Origin of the sequence: Brevibacterium daeguense (assembly GCF_021729135.1) — a bacterium.
In the GTDB taxonomy this organism is placed as follows: Bacteria; Actinomycetota; Actinomycetes; order Actinomycetales; family Brevibacteriaceae; genus Brevibacterium; species Brevibacterium daeguense.
This window is the reverse complement of sequence record NZ_JAJTWW010000013.1, coordinates 39,374-55,414: the sequence shown is the minus strand read 5'-3', so window position 1 is coordinate 55,414 and position 16,041 is coordinate 39,374. Positions and strand designations below refer to the sequence as shown.

14 protein-coding genes and 1 pseudogene are annotated in these 16,041 nt (G+C 67.5%); 6 read left to right on the top strand and 9 right to left on the bottom strand.

What is annotated here, in order from left to right; translation table 11 throughout:
• Positions 1-209 precede the first annotated feature (209 nt).
• A complete protein-coding gene (locus tag LXN01_RS11265) occupies positions 210-1,319 on the bottom strand; it encodes an alcohol dehydrogenase catalytic domain-containing protein (protein WP_236865198.1) in 1,110 nt (369 codons plus the stop codon).
• 370 nt (positions 1,320-1,689) lie between these two features.
• Here LXN01_RS11265 and LXN01_RS11260 point away from each other — a divergent pair, with 370 nt between their 5' ends.
• From LXN01_RS11260 to LXN01_RS11240, 5 genes are all read left to right on the top strand, one after another.
• Positions 1,690-2,508 (top strand): N-acyl homoserine lactonase family protein, encoded by an 819-nt coding sequence (locus LXN01_RS11260; RefSeq protein WP_236865196.1) that lies wholly within the window; start codon positions 1,690-1,692, stop codon positions 2,506-2,508.
• A complete protein-coding gene (locus tag LXN01_RS11255) occupies positions 2,505-3,011 on the top strand; it encodes an FmdB family zinc ribbon protein (protein ID WP_236865188.1) in 507 nt (168 codons plus the stop codon). Before LXN01_RS11260 ends, LXN01_RS11255 begins: the two co-directional genes overlap by 4 nt.
• On the top strand, positions 3,008-4,108 hold the full coding sequence (locus tag LXN01_RS11250; RefSeq protein ID WP_236865186.1) for a zinc-binding dehydrogenase: 1,101 nt from the start codon (positions 3,008-3,010) through the stop codon (positions 4,106-4,108). The genes LXN01_RS11255 and LXN01_RS11250 overlap by 4 nt, the downstream gene beginning before the upstream one ends.
• 78 nt (positions 4,109-4,186) lie before the next feature.
• Positions 4,187-5,602 carry an aldehyde dehydrogenase family protein gene (locus tag LXN01_RS11245; RefSeq protein ID WP_236865184.1) on the top strand — a complete coding sequence of 472 codons (1,416 nt, stop codon included), beginning with the start codon at positions 4,187-4,189 and terminating at the stop codon, positions 5,600-5,602.
• A 61-nt stretch (positions 5,603-5,663) separates the two neighbouring features.
• Positions 5,664-6,365, top strand: coding sequence for a GntR family transcriptional regulator (locus LXN01_RS11240; protein WP_236865182.1), 702 nt, complete (start codon positions 5,664-5,666; stop codon positions 6,363-6,365).
• A gap of 70 nt (positions 6,366-6,435) precedes the next feature.
• Here the strand turns inward: LXN01_RS11240 and LXN01_RS11235 are convergent, their stop codons facing one another.
• The 6 genes and pseudogenes from LXN01_RS11235 to LXN01_RS11210 all read right to left on the bottom strand — a co-directional run bounded on the left by LXN01_RS11235 (position 6,436) and on the right by LXN01_RS11210 (position 12,976).
• Positions 6,436-6,984 carry a hypothetical protein gene (locus LXN01_RS11235; protein WP_236865180.1) on the bottom strand — a complete coding sequence of 183 codons (549 nt, stop codon included), beginning with the start codon at positions 6,982-6,984 and terminating at the stop codon, positions 6,436-6,438.
• A 263-nt stretch (positions 6,985-7,247) separates the two neighbouring features.
• Positions 7,248-8,333, bottom strand: coding sequence for a hypothetical protein (locus tag LXN01_RS11230; protein ID WP_236865178.1), 1,086 nt, complete (start codon positions 8,331-8,333; stop codon positions 7,248-7,250).
• A gap of 139 nt (positions 8,334-8,472) precedes the next feature.
• Positions 8,473-9,537 (bottom strand): alcohol dehydrogenase, encoded by a 1,065-nt coding sequence (locus LXN01_RS11225; RefSeq protein ID WP_236865176.1) that lies wholly within the window; start codon positions 9,535-9,537, stop codon positions 8,473-8,475.
• A 98-nt stretch (positions 9,538-9,635) separates the two neighbouring features.
• Positions 9,636-11,078: an aldehyde dehydrogenase family protein gene (locus LXN01_RS11220; RefSeq protein WP_236865174.1), complete on the bottom strand. Its 1,443-nt coding sequence runs from the start codon at positions 11,076-11,078 to the stop codon at positions 9,636-9,638.
• Positions 11,079-11,168: 90 nt separating this feature from the next.
• Complete coding sequence (locus LXN01_RS11215; protein WP_236865172.1) at positions 11,169-12,449, bottom strand: type 2 periplasmic-binding domain-containing protein; 1,281 nt, start codon at positions 12,447-12,449, stop codon at positions 11,169-11,171.
• A 107-nt stretch (positions 12,450-12,556) separates the two neighbouring features.
• Positions 12,557-12,976: pseudogene (locus tag LXN01_RS11210) on the bottom strand (DUF302 domain-containing protein).
• Between the two features lie 161 nt (positions 12,977-13,137).
• Here LXN01_RS11210 and LXN01_RS11205 point away from each other — a divergent pair.
• Entirely contained in the window at positions 13,138-14,124 is a 987-nt protein-coding gene (locus LXN01_RS11205; protein WP_236865170.1) for a zinc-dependent alcohol dehydrogenase family protein, read from the top strand.
• A 15-nt stretch (positions 14,125-14,139) separates the two neighbouring features.
• On the opposite strand, the gene LXN01_RS11200 is transcribed toward LXN01_RS11205, so the two are convergent.
• Together LXN01_RS11200 and LXN01_RS11195 are read right to left on the bottom strand one after the other, a co-directional pair.
• Positions 14,140-14,712 (bottom strand): hypothetical protein, encoded by a 573-nt coding sequence (locus LXN01_RS11200; RefSeq protein WP_236865168.1) that lies wholly within the window; start codon positions 14,710-14,712, stop codon positions 14,140-14,142.
• A gap of 71 nt (positions 14,713-14,783) precedes the next feature.
• Positions 14,784-15,797 (bottom strand): ribokinase, encoded by a 1,014-nt coding sequence (locus tag LXN01_RS11195; RefSeq protein WP_236865167.1) that lies wholly within the window; start codon positions 15,795-15,797, stop codon positions 14,784-14,786.
• Positions 15,798-16,041 lie beyond the last annotated feature (244 nt).

The following is a 16,041-nucleotide window of genomic DNA, read 5'->3' as shown; positions in this document are numbered from 1 at the left end:
GCTCGCGCGGAGGTGCGGCCCGGCGGCAGCCGGCCCGACCAGTGACTCTCGCCTCAGCCTAGAACACCCGCCCGTCCCGGGGCCTGGACCAGCCGCACGAGGCGCCCGTGAACAGTCAGCTGAGCGGGCGCCTCGGGTGCGGTGTGGGGCCGGTCGACATTCTTGCGCGGGGACCGGTCTTGAGTCCGCTGATCAGTCGTCTCTTCTGATCAGTCGTCGAACAGGATCACCTGGCGGACCGCCTTGCCGTCGGCGAGCAGGTCGAGCGACTCATTGATCTCGGACAGCTTGATCCGCCCGGAGATCAGCTCCTGCACCGGCAGCTTCCCGTCGCGCCACAGCTTCTCGTACACCGGGATGTCGCGGGAGGGCACTGCCGAGCCCAGATAGGAGCCGCGGATCGTGCGCGCCTCTGCGGTCAGGGTCAGCGGCGGGATCGTCGACCGGGCATCCGGCGACGGCAGTCCGACCGTCACCGTCGTGCCTCCCACTCCGGTGACTGCCACTGCTGTCTCGAAGGCCTTGGGGTGCCCGGCAGCCTCGATCACCACGGGAGCCTTGATGCCCTGCTCCTCCGCCTCGGCCGGGCTGTAGACCTCGTGCGCTCCGAGCTCGCGGGCGCGGGTCAGCTTGTCGGGGTTCGCGTCGACGCCGATCACCTTGCCCTTGCCCAGCGACACCGCGGTGAGCAGGGCGGCCATGCCGACTCCGCCCAGACCGACGATCATGACGTCGTCGCCGTCCTGCGGGTCACCCGCGTTGATCACCGCTCCCCCGCCGGTGAGCACCGCGCAGCCGAGCACCGCCGCGATCTCCGGCGGGACGTCGCTGCCCACCGGGACCACCGACGACCGGTGCAGCACCGCGTGCGTGGCGAACCCGGAGACACCGACGTGGTGGAATACGTCGTTCTCGCCGTCGTGGAGCCGGATGTGCTCGCCGACCAGCACTCCCTCGTTGTTGACCTTGGTGCCGGGGATGCATGGCAGCTTCCCGTCGGTCCTGCAGTGGGCGCATTCCCCGCACCTGGGCAGGAAGACCGTGCTGACCTGCTGGCCGGGCTCCAGATCGGTGACGTTCTCTCCGACCTTCTCGACCAGGCCGGACGCCTCATGTCCGAGGAGCATGGGGGTGGGCCGTGGACGGTTCCCATCCACCACGGACAGGTCGGAGTGGCACAGGCCCGCCGCCCGGACGCGGATCAGCACCTCGTCCGGACCCGGATCGTCGAGTTCGAGCTCGCGGATCTTCAGCGGCTCCGTCTGTGCGTAGGGACGGGAGGCTCCGATCTCGTCCAGGACTGCGCCGGTGATCTTCATGGTGGCTCCTTTGCCGATCGACGGTGGGAGGGAAGACGGATGGTGCGCGTGACCGGAGCGGTTGGGAAAGCAGGTGGGAAAGCGGATAGGAAGTGGCTGGGCAACAGAAAATATTTGCGGCTCGCCGACCGACGAGCACCGCGCTGGGCACGTTCCCTGAATCGTAGGCAGATGAGAATTCGCATGACAAGGGAAATCTGCACTCTCTGTCCGGATCGACAGGCGGTTCTGCTCGCAGCAACACGGCGGACCCCGCGCGCACCGGCAGGGGTTGACCTTCCGCAGAAGTGAAATATATTTGAAAGATCACCACGGCATGATTGTGCGTCGGGGTGATCCACTCGGAGGCGAAAGAATCGAAGGAGATCTCATGGCCCCGGAGATGAAAGTTCACCTGCTCGAATCAGGCACCATGGAAGCGGACCTCACCTGGCTGCTCCTCAAGCCCGGACGAGTGATCAAGACCCGCGCGGACAAGGACGCCCCTCGTGCCTGGGGCAAGGTTCCCACCCACGCCGTCCTCATCGACCACCCCGACGGGAAGATCCTGTGGGACACCGGAGTCCCGCGGAACTGGCAGCAGCACTGGGCGCCCACCGGCTTCGACGAGTTCTTCCCCGTGCTGGATGACCCGGAGGGCGATTCGGGATTCCTCGACGCGAGCCTCAAGCAGATGGAGCTCACCCCCGACGACATCGACATCCTCGTGCTCTCGCACCTGCACTTCGACCACGCGGCGAATGCGAAGATGTTCGACAACGGCAAGACCCGCATCATGACCAGCCAGGCCGAGCTCGACGGGGTTGCGACCATCACCGGCTACAGCCAGGGCGCGCACATCCCGGACGACTTCAAGGGACTCGACATCGCCGCGATCACCGGGGACGACGAGATCGTGCCAGGTGTCAGCGTGATCCAGACGCCCGGGCACACGTGGGGCACGATGTCGCTGCGCCTCGACCTGCCCAATGACGGCACCAAGATCTTCACCTCGGACGCGGTCTACCTCGAGGACTCCTACGGTCCGCCGGCCGTCGGAGCCGCCATCGTCTGGAACAACCTCGCATGGCTCGAATCCGTGGAGAAGCTCCGCAGGATCCAGCAGGAGACCGGAGCAGAGATGATCTTCGGCCACGACGAGGAGCAGGCCAAAGGTCTCAAGTGGGCGCCGGAGGACTTCTACTCATGATCCTCTACGACTACAAGTGCGCCGCCGGCCACCGCTTCGAGGCGGGCGTCGCCTCGATGACGTCGCCGAATCCGGACTGCCCTGCCTGCGGTGCCGCCACCTCTCGCGCACTCACCAGCGTGCAAGTCGGCGGCACCGCCTCGGCGGGTCCCAGCAGGGAGCAGATGCCGCGCAGCTGGAAGAGCATCGGGGGCGGACACCCGGACGCCGTGCGCCACTGGCGTTCGGCCATCGAGAAGCGCGAGAAGCTCGAGGACAGATACCCCGAGCTCGGCGGGGACCGCCGGCCGGTGCTCGCCCATGAGGGGATCTTCCGTGACCGCCCGCTGCGCGCCGGCGACGACATCGGCGCCTCCGTCAAGGATGCGCTGAACAGCTCGGCTGCGGCCGGCGGGCGGGCTGGGCGCGAGCCCGCGACGACAGCCGCCGAGGCGCCGCGCACCTCGGACGCCTCCAACACCTCCCAGCAGCGCACGACGAGCACGAAAGGACGCACCACATGAGCGCCACCGGATCCCTCACGGTCCTCGCCGATGTCGACTCCTTGGAGGTACGCGAGTACCCCGTGCCCGAACCCGTCGAGGGCGGCCTGATCATGGAGATGATCCGGGCCAACGTCTGCGGCTCGGACGTCCACATCCTGCACGGCCACCACCCGCTCGTGCGGCCGGGCCGGGTGATGGGGCACGAGGGGATCGGGCGGGTCGCGCGGCTCTCTGCCAGCGTGAGCACCGACTGGGCGGGTCAGCCGCTGGCGGAGGGCGACCGGATCGTCGCGACCTACTTCCAGGCCTGCCACCGCTGCCCGGAGTGCAACAATGGCCACCCGAACATCTGCCGCAACGCCTACACCGGCTGGTCCACCCCCGCAGAGGAGGGCCAGCACTTCTACGGCACGTTCGGCACGCATTACGCGGTCGGCGCGCAGCAGGGCGTGTACAAGGTGCCGGAGGCGGTGTCGAGCAAGGCCGCGGCGGCCGCCAACTGCGCCCTGTCCCAGGTCTACTTCGGGTGCCGGCTGGGCGAGGTGTCCTACGGGGACAAGGTCGTCGTCCTCGGGGCCGGCGGGCTCGGGGTGTGCGCCTCGGCGGTCGCCTCGGCGATGGGGGCCGAGGTGTTCGTCGCCGAGATGGTGCCCGGCCGGCTGGCGAAGGCCCAGGAGTTCGGCGCCCATCACGCCATCGACCTGACACAGGCCGACGACGGCGACGGCCGGGTGGAGCTGCTCCGCGAGGCGACCGGCGGCGGCGCCGACGTCGTCATCGACCTCACCGGTGTCCCGTCGGCGTTCTCGGAATCGGTGCGCTCGACGCGCAGCGGCGGGATCATGGTGGAGATCGGCAACATCTCCCCGAACAAGTACACCGAGTTCGATCCCGGCCTGTTCACCCGCACAGGCGTTCAGATCCGCGCCGCCATCCGCTACCCGGTCGAGGTGCTGGGCCGTGCCCTGACCTTCATGGCCGACACCGCCCACCTGCCCTGGGAGTCCCTCGTCGACCGGGACTTCACCGTCGACCAGGTCCCCGAGGCGGTCGCCGCCGCCGAGGCGAAAGAGGTCACCCGGGCGGGCATCGTCATCAACGACGGCGAGTCGTGAGACCTCGTCTGCGCGACCGGCCTCGCAGACGAGCCACAAGACTGCGCGCAATCAACCGCACACCATGAGGGGAGCACCGTGAAGCACGTCCCAGCCTTCATCGGCGGCGAGAGCGTCGAGAACGGCGCCGCTTACGACAACATCGACCCCGCCGACGGGTCCGTGCTCGGCTCCGTCACCCGAGGTGATGCCGAGCTCATCGACAGCGCGGTGACATCGGCGCGCGCTGCGCAGGAGGGGTGGGCGGCGACCAAGCCGGAAGTACGCGCGGACATCATGGAGGCCTACGCCGCCGTGATCCTCGCGCACACCGAGGAGCTGACCCAGCTGGAATCCGAGGACACCGGCAAGCCGCTGTCGCAGGCGCGCGCGGATGCCGTCGTCCTCGCACGGTACTTCACCTTCTACGGGCGGGCGATCGAGTCGTACTACGGCCTCCAGCTGCCGGTCGACGAGGCGTTCCACACCTACACGCGGCGCGAACCCCTCGGAGTGTGCGGCAGCGTCATCGCCTGGAACTACCCCATGCAGCTTTTCGGACGCGCTGTCGCACCGGCGGTCGTCACCGGCAACACCATCGTCGTCAAACCCGCGGACGAGACCCCTCGGACCGCGGTCCGCCTGGCTCAGCTGGCCGTCGAGGCGGGCTTCCCCAGCGGTGTCATCAACGTGGTGCCCGGCATCGGGGCCGAGGCGGGAGCGGCCCTGGCGGCTCACCCCGGCATCGATCACGTCGGGTTCGTCGGGTCGACCCAGGTGGGGGTGTCGATCGCCCAGAGCGCGGCGACCAATGTCACCCCGGCGGTGCTCGAGCTCGGCGGCAAGTCCCCGCACATTGTCTTCCCCGACGCGGACCTCGACCAGGTGGTGCCGTTCGTGACCAAGGGGATCCTGCAGAACGCGGGCCAGACCTGCTCGGCCGGATCCCGGCTGCTCGTCCACTCGGACGTCGCCGGGGACCTCCACGCCCGGCTCAAGGCGGAGTTCGAGAATGTGACGATCGGGCCGGGGCGTGAGGACCTCGACCTGGGGCCGCTGGTGTCGGCCAAGCAGCAGTCGCGGGTCCAGGGCATGGTCGAGGGCGCCGACGGCACATTGCTCACCGGCGGCAGCGTGCCCGAGGGTCTGGACGAGGGCGCCTACTTCGCGCCGACGATCATCACAGGTGTCGATCCGCAGTCCGAGATCGCCCAGCAGGAGGTCTTCGGTCCGGTACTGGCGTCGATGGAGTTCTCGGACGAGGACGAGGCGGTGGGGCTGGCCAACGGGACCGACTACGCGCTCATGGCCGCGATCTGGACCACGGACGTCTCCCGGGTGCACCGACTCGCGCGGAGGGTCCGGGCCGGGCAGGTCTACGTCAACGCGTACGGCGCCGGCGGCGGGGTCGAGTATCCTTTCGGAGGCTTCCGGAAGTCCGGCTACGGCCGCGAGAAGGGCTACGAGTCGCTCGACGCCTACACCGCGACGAAGACCGTGATCATCCGGCTCTGATGCCCAGCTCTCCGGCTCTGACCCTGCTCCCCCGTCTCTGACCCCGAACTCGAGGACCCGCATGCCCCTGATCCAGTTCGACCGCGGGGACGTCGTGCCCGCCTACGGGTCGCGCAGCACCTACGTCGCCGCCCACCTGCGGGAATTCATCGTCTCCGGGCATCTCCTGCCGGACGAACAGCTGCGCGTGGACACCGTCGCGGCGCATTTCGCCGTGTCGACAACCCCTGTCCGCGAGGCACTGCAGACGCTGGTCGTCGAGGGCTTCCTGGACCGCAGCGCGGGATCGGGCTTCACGGTGCACCCGCTCACCCCGCAGGACATCGAGGACGTGTTCCTGACCCACGCCTTCGTCGCCGGGGAGCTGGCAGCACGGGCCACCCCGCTCCTGACCGACGCGGACATCCGCGAGCTCCGCGCGATCCATCACGAGACGGTCGCGGTGCTCGAGCGCAGCCACCGGCATCTGCTGCCCGAGAAGAGCCGTGCCTTCCACCGCCAGATCAACCGCGCCGCTCCTGCTCCGAAGCTGTGGTGGCTGACCTCGCTGTTCCTCAAGTACGTCCCGCAGGCCCTCTACTCGGACATCGAGGGCTGGCCCGAGATCACCCGGACCGGGCAGGAAAGGCTGCTGGCGGCGATCGAGGCACGGGACGTGGAGGCGGCACGGGAGGCGGCGAGCGCCAACATCCTGTCCTCGGGACGGGCGCTGGCCGAGTACTTCGCGGAGACGGTGCAGCACCAGCGGGAGAGTACGGGCTGAACCCTTGAAAATCTCCACAACTGCCGCCGGTGCCGGTCACTTATCCACCGCTCCGGCAGGCTCGAACATTTCATACGGCCCAGTTGAGTTCATCGAGAAGGTCGGCTGCGAGAAACGAAACCGCGGCTGAAACCTGCTCGGGTTCTCCAACCCCTTCCTCCGCGCGTCCGGCCATGATCGCCCCTATTGAGTGAGGTCCATCTGAAAAGAGGCGAGCAAGATAGCCTGCTGCTTCAACAGTTACCTCGCGACTGGTGTCAGTGCTCGCCATAAGCCTGAAACCCTGAACGAGGACAGCTGATTCGTAAGTCAACAGAATTCTGTACGCGTCGTGAGCGTCCTTGTCGTTCAGCCGGTGAGGAGCATCGTCAGCTCTCTCCGCAATCTTGTGGAGCTTAGCGACCAACAATGCCGCCGGTCCCGCAACTTTGACCGTCAAAGATCGATTGTCGTTTGGGTCGAGAGCTGAAACGGTCATCTCATCAAAGTCGACTAGGCATCCTTCTAAGCCACGTGCTCGTCGAGCTGAATTCTTTATCGTGCGGAGGAATCTGTGCACTTCTTCGGCCACGGCCAGCAAGACTGTCGGGAACCATGAGATCGACAGGAATGCCTTCAACGGTCAACCAAGAACCGGGTTGACTCGATGGAAGAAATCCCGCGCCTTTCATCGCCTCTTCAAGGAGAGGGTCGTCGCTAAGTAGACCAGGGTCGAGAACGACATCGCTGTCCTTAGTTGCCTCTGCGAGGGCGATCCTGATGCGGTCAGTCCGAAGGTAGACGGCCTGTGCGCCGACTACGATGACTGCGTCTCGATGATCGTGAAGTGCTTCTAGAGCGTCAATGAGTACTGATCTCGCACGGACCAGAAGGTTTTGGTTCCTACCGCCAGGTGTCTTCATTCTCTTGCATCCATTCGAGGAGATGGTCGGCTTCTGCAGGTGCACGCCCTGGTCCGGTCATCAAGTCGACCGCTACCTGAGCAGGCGCTGCAACTCTCAGTCCGTCCTCCCGCACCGTCGTGCGCTCGAAGACCACCGAGTAAGCCGGTTCAGCAAGAAGCACGTTTGCGCCGGTGTCGGTGGCTCGAAGTCCCCACTCTTTCGCAGCGCTCGCACGATCTGCAGTGTAGATCGCGACTGCTCTTAGGGGGGCGTATTCAGCCCAGGTGGCAGCCGCCATAGAGCCGGTGATCGCGAACTCGGGCAAGCTGGCTGCTGCAATCCGCTCAGCAAGTGCATCGAATCCTCGTGGCGCTATCCACCGCGAAACCGCGTTCGAGTTCAGGAACTGATAGTCGTTGCTCCATCGTCTGAGCAACTTGGCCCAATCACTGACTTGGATGAGGCCCTCACGGTCCCTCTGCAACAACGCCTCCTCTTCGAGAAAGTCCAGGACTCGATAGACCGAGCCCGTCGACGCCTTGGACTTCTCGATCAGGTTTCGCACTTTCCAGGGACCCGGGAAATCCACGAGCGCACGGACCACCTTGGCTGCAGGTTCGCCCTTCAATGTCCCCCGAGGACGCCCGGGACCGCGCCACGGGTCATTGTCAGCACCCCTGTCAGAGATGAAGAGGGCCGGCGAAGATGCACGCACCAACATGTTTCCGGTGGCATCAGCAAAGGACAGGCCCGCGTCTGACAACTCCTTGCGCACTGAGGCGGCAAGATATCGTGCAGCCACCAAGCCCACGCGGCCTGCTCCGGTGACCCTCAGCTGTTCAGCGATTCGAGGGACATCGCGCACAGCCAACAAGCGTCTGGCTTCTATCACCAGCTCGATCTCTCGACCGTCGGGCGCACTTACCGCGAATGCAGCGTCGAATGTGCTTCTACCATTCAGGTCTAAGTTGAGGAACTGCTTCAACTCCCAGTCTTCTGGCAATCGAGCGCGCAGCATTTCAGCGACGCGATCAACGAGGTCGCTCTCGCTCTGAGGCGGCGGGGGCGTTCGATCAACTGTCATGTTCAGATTATATGTACATTCCGATGTCAGCGGAAAGACTCAGTTTTCTGAACAGGAGCAGGGCGATTGCGGGACGAGTCCGCCAGATGCCGTGGATGATGGAACGACGGTCCCGATCCTTCCCCGCGAGCAGGGACGGTCACACCCGCGACAGCACCGTCCGGCCGGCGACCGTGCCGTCCCGCAGGCCCGTCAGTCCCGCGTTGACACCGTCAGCGCTCAGCGGCCCGGAGAGGATCGGGATCTTCGGCAGCCGGCCCTGCTTGGCGATGTCGACGACTTCCCTGAGCTCCTGCAGCGAACCGACGTAGTTCCCCTGCAGCACCAAGGCCTTGATGGCCATCAGCGCGGTCGGCAGCGCGAACTCGCCGCCGAACAGTCCGACGTGGACGAAGGTGCCGCCCTTGGCGAGCGCGTCGAAGCCCAAACCGACCGTCGCCCCGGTGTTGACGAAGTCGATGACGGAGGCGATCGGCCCACCGGCAGCGCTCGTGAGCGCTTCGACGCCATTGCCGTTCGAGGAGTTCACCGTGATCGTCGCCCCGAGCTCCCGGGCGACCGTGAGGTTCTCGTCCCGCACGTCGACGGCGGCGATCGAGCGGTGGCCGAGAGCGCCGAGCACGGCGATCGCCATCAGCCCGACACCTCCGGCACCGATCACAGCGACGGTCTCGTCCGCGGACACGTGGGCCAGCGCCTTCCGCGCCGAGGAGTACGCCGTCAGTCCCGAGCACGCCAGCGTCGCCGCCCATGCGGGGTCGAGTCCGTCGATGTCGACGAGGTATCGCTCGTGCGGGACCAGGATCTCCTCGGCGAAGCCGCCGGGGGTGAAGATCCCCAGCGCCCGGCTGGCGGCGCAGTAGTTCTCCTCGCCCTGCTGGCAGCGGACGCACTCCCCGCAGCCGATCCACGGGTAGATCAGGCGCACATCACCGGGTGCCACGCCCGTCACCTGGTCACCGACGGCGATCACTTCGCCCACGGTCTCGTGGCCCATAACGGCCGGGTACTCCAGACCGCGGGTGGTCATCTCAAGGAAGCCGCGGCCTCCCAGGTCGTAGCCGCCTTCCTGCACATGCGTGTCGGTGTGGCACACCCCGGCGTGCAGGACGCGCAGGAGCACCTGACCGCCTTCAGGTGCGGGCGATTCGACCTCCCGCTCGACGACGGAGGCATTCTGGGCCGGTACTGCAAAGGTCTTCACGAGCTGTCCTTTCGGCAGATGTTCACGTGCTCGGCGATGGTCCGCCTGAACGCGACGATGTTCTACTTGCGCACGGTGGTCTACTTGCGCACGGTGGTCTACTTGCGCACGGCCAGGGACTGGGTCGCGGTGTACTCCAGCACGCCCTCGACGCCGTTCTCCCGCCCGATGCCCGATTCCCTGTGCCCACCCATCGGGATGTGCGGCGACAGGGCCTGCACCTCGTTGACCCAGACGACTCCGGACTCGATGCGCTCGGCGACGGCGACCGCCGCCTCGACGTCGGTGCCCCAGACGGAGCCGCCGAGCCCGTAGGGGCTCGCGTTGACCCGCTCGATCACATCGTCGGCGTCGGTGAACGACAGCATGGGCACGACCGGCCCGAAGGGCTCCTCGGTCACGATCCGCGAATCCTCCGGCGGGTTGTCGACGATCATCGGTCCGATGAAGTAGCCGCGCTCCTGGTCGACCGGGGTCTCGAGGACGAACCGATGCCCGGCGGCGCGGGACTCCTCGACGAAGCCCCGGACCTTCTCGTACTGTGCGCGGTTCTGGATGGGCCCGAGCTGGACGCCCTCCTCCATCCCGTTGCCCACGGTGACGGACCGGCCGTACTCGGCGAGCGCCTCGGCGAGTTCGTCGTAGATGTCGGCGTGGACGTAGAGCCGCTTGGTGGCCAGGCAGTACTGGGCGCTGTTGGAGAAGCAGGCCCAGTAGAGCTTGGGCGCGACCTCGGCGATGTCGACGTCCGGGAGCACGACCGCCGCATCGTTGCCGCCCAGCTCCAGCGTCACTCGGGTGAGGTGCTCGGCAGCGGAGGCCATGACCTTCTTGCCGGTGGCGGAGGATCCGGTGAAGGCGATCTTGTCGAAGCTGGGGTGGCTGGTCATCCACGGCCCCAGCTCGTCGCCGCCGCTGATCACGTTGAGCACTCCGGCGGGCAGGGCGTTCCGCAGCAGCTCGCCGATGCGCAGGGCCGTCAGCGGAGTGTTGGGGGACGGCTTGAGGACCAGGGTGTTGCCGGTGAGCAGTGCCGGGGCGATCTTCCAGACGGCCAGGGTGACCGGGAAGTTCCAGGGCACGATCGCGCCGACCACGCCCAGCGGCATCCGTCGGACGACGACGCGGTGCTGGTCGGTGTCCTCCGCCACCCGCTCGTCCCACTCGATGCCCGCGATGCCCTCGGCCCACATGGCGGCACGATCGACTTCCCCGCGGGCGACCGCGAGAGGCTTGCCCTGCTCCGTGGTGAGCAGGGCGGCGAGCTCGTCCGCATTGGCGCGCAGCACCTCGGCGATCGCCCGGACCGCGGCCCGGCGCTTGTCGAGCGGAGTGGCCCGCCAGGCGGGGAACGCGCGTCGGGCTGCAGCGATCGCCGCGTCCAGCTGCTCGCGGGATGCCCGAGGCGCCTGCGCCACCACCTCCTCGGTCGCCGGGTTGATGACCGGGATGGTCGCGGCACCCGCCACGGCGGCGCCGTCGATCGTCATGGTGACGGTGATGGATCCGAGGGCTTCAGTGTCGATGGCGCCGGCTGTCATGATGCTCCTTCAGCAGTCGGGAAGACATGTGCGTGTGAGGGGTGGGCCGCCGCCCCGCCCTGGTCTGGTGGGGCGCCGCCCTGGTCCTGATCAGGCGGGGCGATGCTCGAGTCCACCAGCCTCGTAGGCCCGTTCGCCCAGCGGACGGAAATCGGTGTTCTCCGCGTCGTACCACTGGTCGAGCTCGGAGAGCTCTCCGCCGTCGCTGTAGCCGAGCTCCTCGACGATGCCGGCCCACTTGCCCGCGCTCTCCTTGAGCTGCTCGCGGACCTCGGCGTCGATGACACCCTCGGCGATGAGACCGTCGACGACCTCTTCCTGGGTGGCCAGGATGTTCTCCTCCACGTCCTGATCGAATTCGGCGAAGGTGCCGCCGGCGTCGCGCACGTCTGCCACAGCGTCTGCAGAGGAGCCCACGATGGCGGCGATCTGGCCGTGGAACCAGTCGATGTTGGCCGCGTCGAAGATGATCTGCTGGTACGGCAGCGGCAGCTGCTCGAAGCTCGAGCCGGCCACGTGGCCTGCGGTCACCGCGCCCGTCATCCGCTCCTCGCCGAAGGTCGACACATGCGGCGCCGCTTCCAGCAGGCCGGTTGAGCCGGCGACCATGCCCTGGATGAAGGTGCAGTCGACGGTGCTGCGCTGCAGCGCCTCGAAGGCCTCGCCGTACTCCATGGACACGGGGGACGCGCCGATGTTCTCGGAGATCGTCGTCTGCACGGAGCCGCCGATCCGGACCTGCCGTCCCTTCCAGTCGTCGGCCGAGGTGCCCTCCGCGTTGCACGCGGCCCAGTAGTTGCCCGAGGTGACAAGCGGGTTGAGCGGGGTCAGCCCCTTCTCCGTGTACTGCTCGAGGACCTCCGGATGGTTCCAGCCGGCCTCGTTCATCTGCGCCTGGATCGCGGCTTCACCGGTCAGCGGCGCGGCACTCGTGTAGTGGCTGAGCTTGTTGTACGCGTCGGTGAGGGGGTACTCGGCGGGGAAGTACACGGGGACGGAGTAGGCGATGTCCAGGCGGCCGTCGGCCAACGCGTCGTCGACCTCCGGGTAGGCGGCGATCGACTGACCCCACGCGACCTCGAAATTGATCTTGCCCCCGGACCGCTCTTCGACGGCTTCCATGAAGGCCTTCTCGGCGACAGCGGCTGCTGCGTCCGGCGAGGCGGCGTAGGGCTGAATGGTCAGGGTGACTGGCTCGAGCTCGGCGAGCGCGGCATCCACCGCTTCCTGGTCGGCGCCGTAATCGAAGCCTTCCGCTGAGGAGCCGTCACCGCCCCCGGAGCCGGCGGACCCGGCACAGCCGGTGACGAGAGCAAGAACGGCGGTGACGGCGCCGGCAGCAGCGAAGGGCCGGAATCTCCTCGGGGACATGCTTCTCCTTTGAAACAGAACAAATGTTCGGTAGGGACTGCCAACCCTGTGAGTTATAGCATGTTTCGACTGCTCCTGCCGCGAGTTGTCGGAGGACGAAACGACCGTCACGTGTCGCCGGAGCTGCCGATCGCCTTCAGGGCCGCCTGCAGTCTGACGTCGGCGTCGTCGGCGACCTCACCCACCTATGGGCTGTCGCCGAGCTTGACCATCGTCTGCGGATCGATCGCCTCCACGGTGGTCTCGGTGTCTTCGGCGCCCCGGCGAACTACCACATTGCACGGCAGCAGCGCGCCCAGCTCGGGCTCCGCGGCCAACGCCCTGCTGGCGAGTCCCGGGTTGCAGGCGCCGAGGATCACATAGTCGCCGACCGCCTCGGCGGCCTCGGCACCGAGCTTCTTCTCAAAAGTGGCCTTGATGTCGATCTCCGTGAGAACGCCGAACCCCTGCTCCGCCAATGCTTGGCGCGTGCGTTCGACGGCATCCGGATAAGACAGGGCGACGGTGACGGCGTGCGTGTATGACATGGTTCTCCCCCTTCGGTTCTTCCGTCCATCTTCCCTTCTCCCTGCCGGGAAGTCAGCCGGTCGGCGTGAAGATTCGCCGAAGATCGTCGTGGGCAACCCGTGAGATCTCCCGCTCCCAGCAGGCCTTGTCGACGCCGAGCGGCCGAGGCGATAGTGGAACCATGAGAGCGTGGAAGACCGGTGCCGCACCCGGACAGCTTGAGCTGACAGATGCGCCCGTCCCCGAGCCGGCCCCCGACGAAGTCCTGGTCGGAGTCGAAGTCTGCGGAGTCTGCCGCACCGACCTGCATGTCATCGACCAGGAGCTGCCGGTGCACCGCCCGGGCGTGATCCCGGGCCATCAGGTGGTCGGCACCGTGGAGGCTGTCGGCCCTGCGGTGCTCCGGCTGCGGCCCGGGGACCGGGTGGGCATCGCCTGGCTGCGCCGCACCTGCGGAGTCTGCCCATGGTGCCGGACGGGCCGGGAGAACCTGTGCCCCGCCTCGGCGTTCACCGGCTGGGACGCCGACGGCGGCTACGCCGAGTACATCACCGTTCCCGAGGCGTTCGCCTACCGGCTGTCCGCGGCCGCCGATGCCGTGCGGACGGCTCCCATGCTGTGTGCCGGGATCATCGGCTATCGGGCGCTCACGCGGGCTGCACTGCCGCCGGGCGGGCGGCTGGGCATCTACGGCTTCGGCTCCAGCGGGCACATCACTGCCCAGCTGGCCGCGTCCGCCGGGGCGGAGATCCATGTGATGACACGGGGCGAGGGCAACCGGCAGCTGGCACGGGATCTTGGCGCCGCCTTCGTCGGGGACGCCTATGACATGCCCCCTGAGCCACTGGACTCCGCGATCGTCTTCGCACCCGCCGGGGAGATCGTGCCGGCGGCGCTCAGGGCGACCACCCGGGGCGGAACCGTCGCACTCGCCGGCATTCACATGACCGACGTGCCCGCCATGACCTACGAAGAGCACCTGTTCTACGAGCGCGACCTGCGCACGGTGACCGCCAACACCCGCGCCGACGGCATCGAGTTCCTCCGGCTGGCCGAGCGCCTCGACCTGGCCGCGGAGACCACCACCTATGGGTTCGAGCAGGCCGCTGCCGCGCTGGCTGACCTGCGCAGCGGGAGAGCCTCCGGTTCCCTCGTCATCACTCTCTGAGACAGCAGCGGGCCCTCACTGCGGATTGCGGTCGTCCCTGGGAGGCGAGGGATCGTACGCCTGCGTCGAGCCGTCCGAGGCGGACGACTGCGGCGGGTACGCGGTACCGGCGGGCCCGGAGTACGTCTGTCCCGGATAGCCCGAGGTGCCCTGCGCATACGGCCGGCCGGGCTGCTCGGGCGGGGCGGGCTGTTCGGTGTACGGCCGGTGCTGGTCCTCCGCATGTGAGGAATGCGTCAGGTCCATGCCCGAACCGAGGGTAGGACCGGGGCCGAGGATCCTGGCGCCGACGGCGTCGAAGGTGGACAGGAAGTTGTACGTGCCGAGGATCAGCATCACAGCGCCGCCCAGCATGACGAGGAGTCCGAGGACCGACAGCACGATCGCGAAGGTCGCTCCCCCCGCACCGCCCCCGCCGTCCGGGCCGTAGCCGCCGCCCATGCCGCCCATGAATCCGGCAGCGGCGGCATTGGCCAGGGAAGCGAGCATGATGAGCCATGCGATCGCCATCAGAAGTGGGCCGGCGACGGCCGCCAGGGCCAGTCCGCCGACGATGAGTTTTGCCGAAGGTCGCGCTGTGCCGTTCACTGTGTTCTCCTCGACTCAGTACTGCAGGGGCTGCTCGGTCACGTCGGGTGCTCGTCACGCCGGGTGCTCTGTCACGCCGGGTGCTCGGCCTCGCGTCCGGTGGACGTTCCGGACGCCTCATTGACTCGCTTGGCCAGGAAGTACGAGGACTGAGCCCCGGCGTGCACCACGGTCTGGGCGGCCGCGGAGTTCGCGAAGTCGCAGGCCTCCCCCATCTCCGAGCTCCGGCCCAGTGCCACGCACAGGGCGGCGACGAACATATCCCCGGCTCCCGTCGTGTCGACGACGTTCTCCTCGATGACCCGGTAGTCCTGCCCGAGGGTCGACGGGTCCTCGTCGCCGACCTTGAAGGTGCAGCCGCGAGCGCCCTCGGTGATGACGACGCTGCGCACGTAGTCGGGCGCCAGATATCCGGTGAGGGCATGCGCCGACTTGTGCGACATGTCCGAGCCGAGCAGGCGGCTGGCCAGCACCCGCGCCTCGCGCTCGTTGACCACCAGCGGATCCGCCTTGGCGAGCGTCTCCTCGGACACGTCCAGCGCCGGTGCGGCGTTGAAGACGAACCGGCCCTCGGTCAGGCGCGCAACCTGATCGATCACCTCGACGGAGAGCTCACCCTGGGTGAGCACGATCGGGGTGTACTCGACCCGCTCCTTCGCGGCGGCGACGTCCGCCGGGGTCACCCGGGCATTCGCTCCGGGAATGACGATGATCTCGTTCTCGCCGGTCGCGTCGACCGCGACCACGGCCAGCCCGGTCTCGCCTTCGACGACAGTCACCCGCGAGATGTCGACTCCGGCTTCCCGCAGGCCCACGAGGGCGACGTCTGCCCTCGCGTCTCGGCCGACCGCACCGACGAAGCTGACCCGGGCGCCCAGCAGGGACGCCGCGACCGCCTGGTTCGCGCCCTTGCCACCGCCGGCGTACAGGCTGCCGGTCGCGATCACCGTCTCCCCGGGCTCCGGATGCTTGGGCACTCGCGTGACGAGGTCGGCGTTGATCGACCCGACGACGACGATATCGGGGAACTCGAAGACTGGGCTCTGTGCATCACGTGCGGAAGTGCGGCTGATGTTCGTGTCCACGGGACCCTCCTCACTGGGGCGTCTTACTTAGACGATACCCGCGAAGCGCGTGATCGGGGTCTCAAAATGACAGCGATCATGCCCCGCAGGGCTCCGAGAAGACAGAAGCGCAGGCCATCGGGCTGGCTATCGGATCAGCCGAAAGCCGGGAACAGCCTCCATTACCCGGTGCAGGGGAACAGGACCGGGCGCCAGAAGTAACAGTTCGGTAACTTCACTGTCGCCTAGGCCACTCCTGGCCGAG

Excerpts from the sequence above, each read along its gene's own strand:
- LXN01_RS11255 (WP_236865188.1), top strand. The coding sequence starts at position 2,505 with ATGATCCTCTACGACTACAAGTGCGCCGCCGGCCACCGCTTCGAGGCG.
- LXN01_RS11240 (WP_236865182.1), top strand. The coding sequence starts at position 5,664 with ATGCCCCTGATCCAGTTCGACCGCGGGGACGTCGTGCCCGCCTACGGG.
- LXN01_RS11260 (WP_236865196.1), top strand. The coding sequence starts at position 1,690 with ATGGCCCCGGAGATGAAAGTTCACCTGCTCGAATCAGGCACCATGGAA.
- LXN01_RS11230 (WP_236865178.1), bottom strand. The coding sequence starts at position 8,333 with ATGACAGTTGATCGAACGCCCCCGCCGCCTCAGAGCGAGAGCGACCTC.
- LXN01_RS11220 (WP_236865174.1), bottom strand. The coding sequence starts at position 11,078 with ATGACAGCCGGCGCCATCGACACTGAAGCCCTCGGATCCATCACCGTC.
- LXN01_RS11250 (WP_236865186.1), top strand. The coding sequence starts at position 3,008 with ATGAGCGCCACCGGATCCCTCACGGTCCTCGCCGATGTCGACTCCTTG.
- LXN01_RS11215 (WP_236865172.1), bottom strand. The coding sequence starts at position 12,449 with ATGTCCCCGAGGAGATTCCGGCCCTTCGCTGCTGCCGGCGCCGTCACC.
- LXN01_RS11265 (WP_236865198.1), bottom strand. The coding sequence starts at position 1,319 with ATGAAGATCACCGGCGCAGTCCTGGACGAGATCGGAGCCTCCCGTCCC.
- LXN01_RS11205 (WP_236865170.1), top strand. The coding sequence starts at position 13,138 with ATGAGAGCGTGGAAGACCGGTGCCGCACCCGGACAGCTTGAGCTGACA.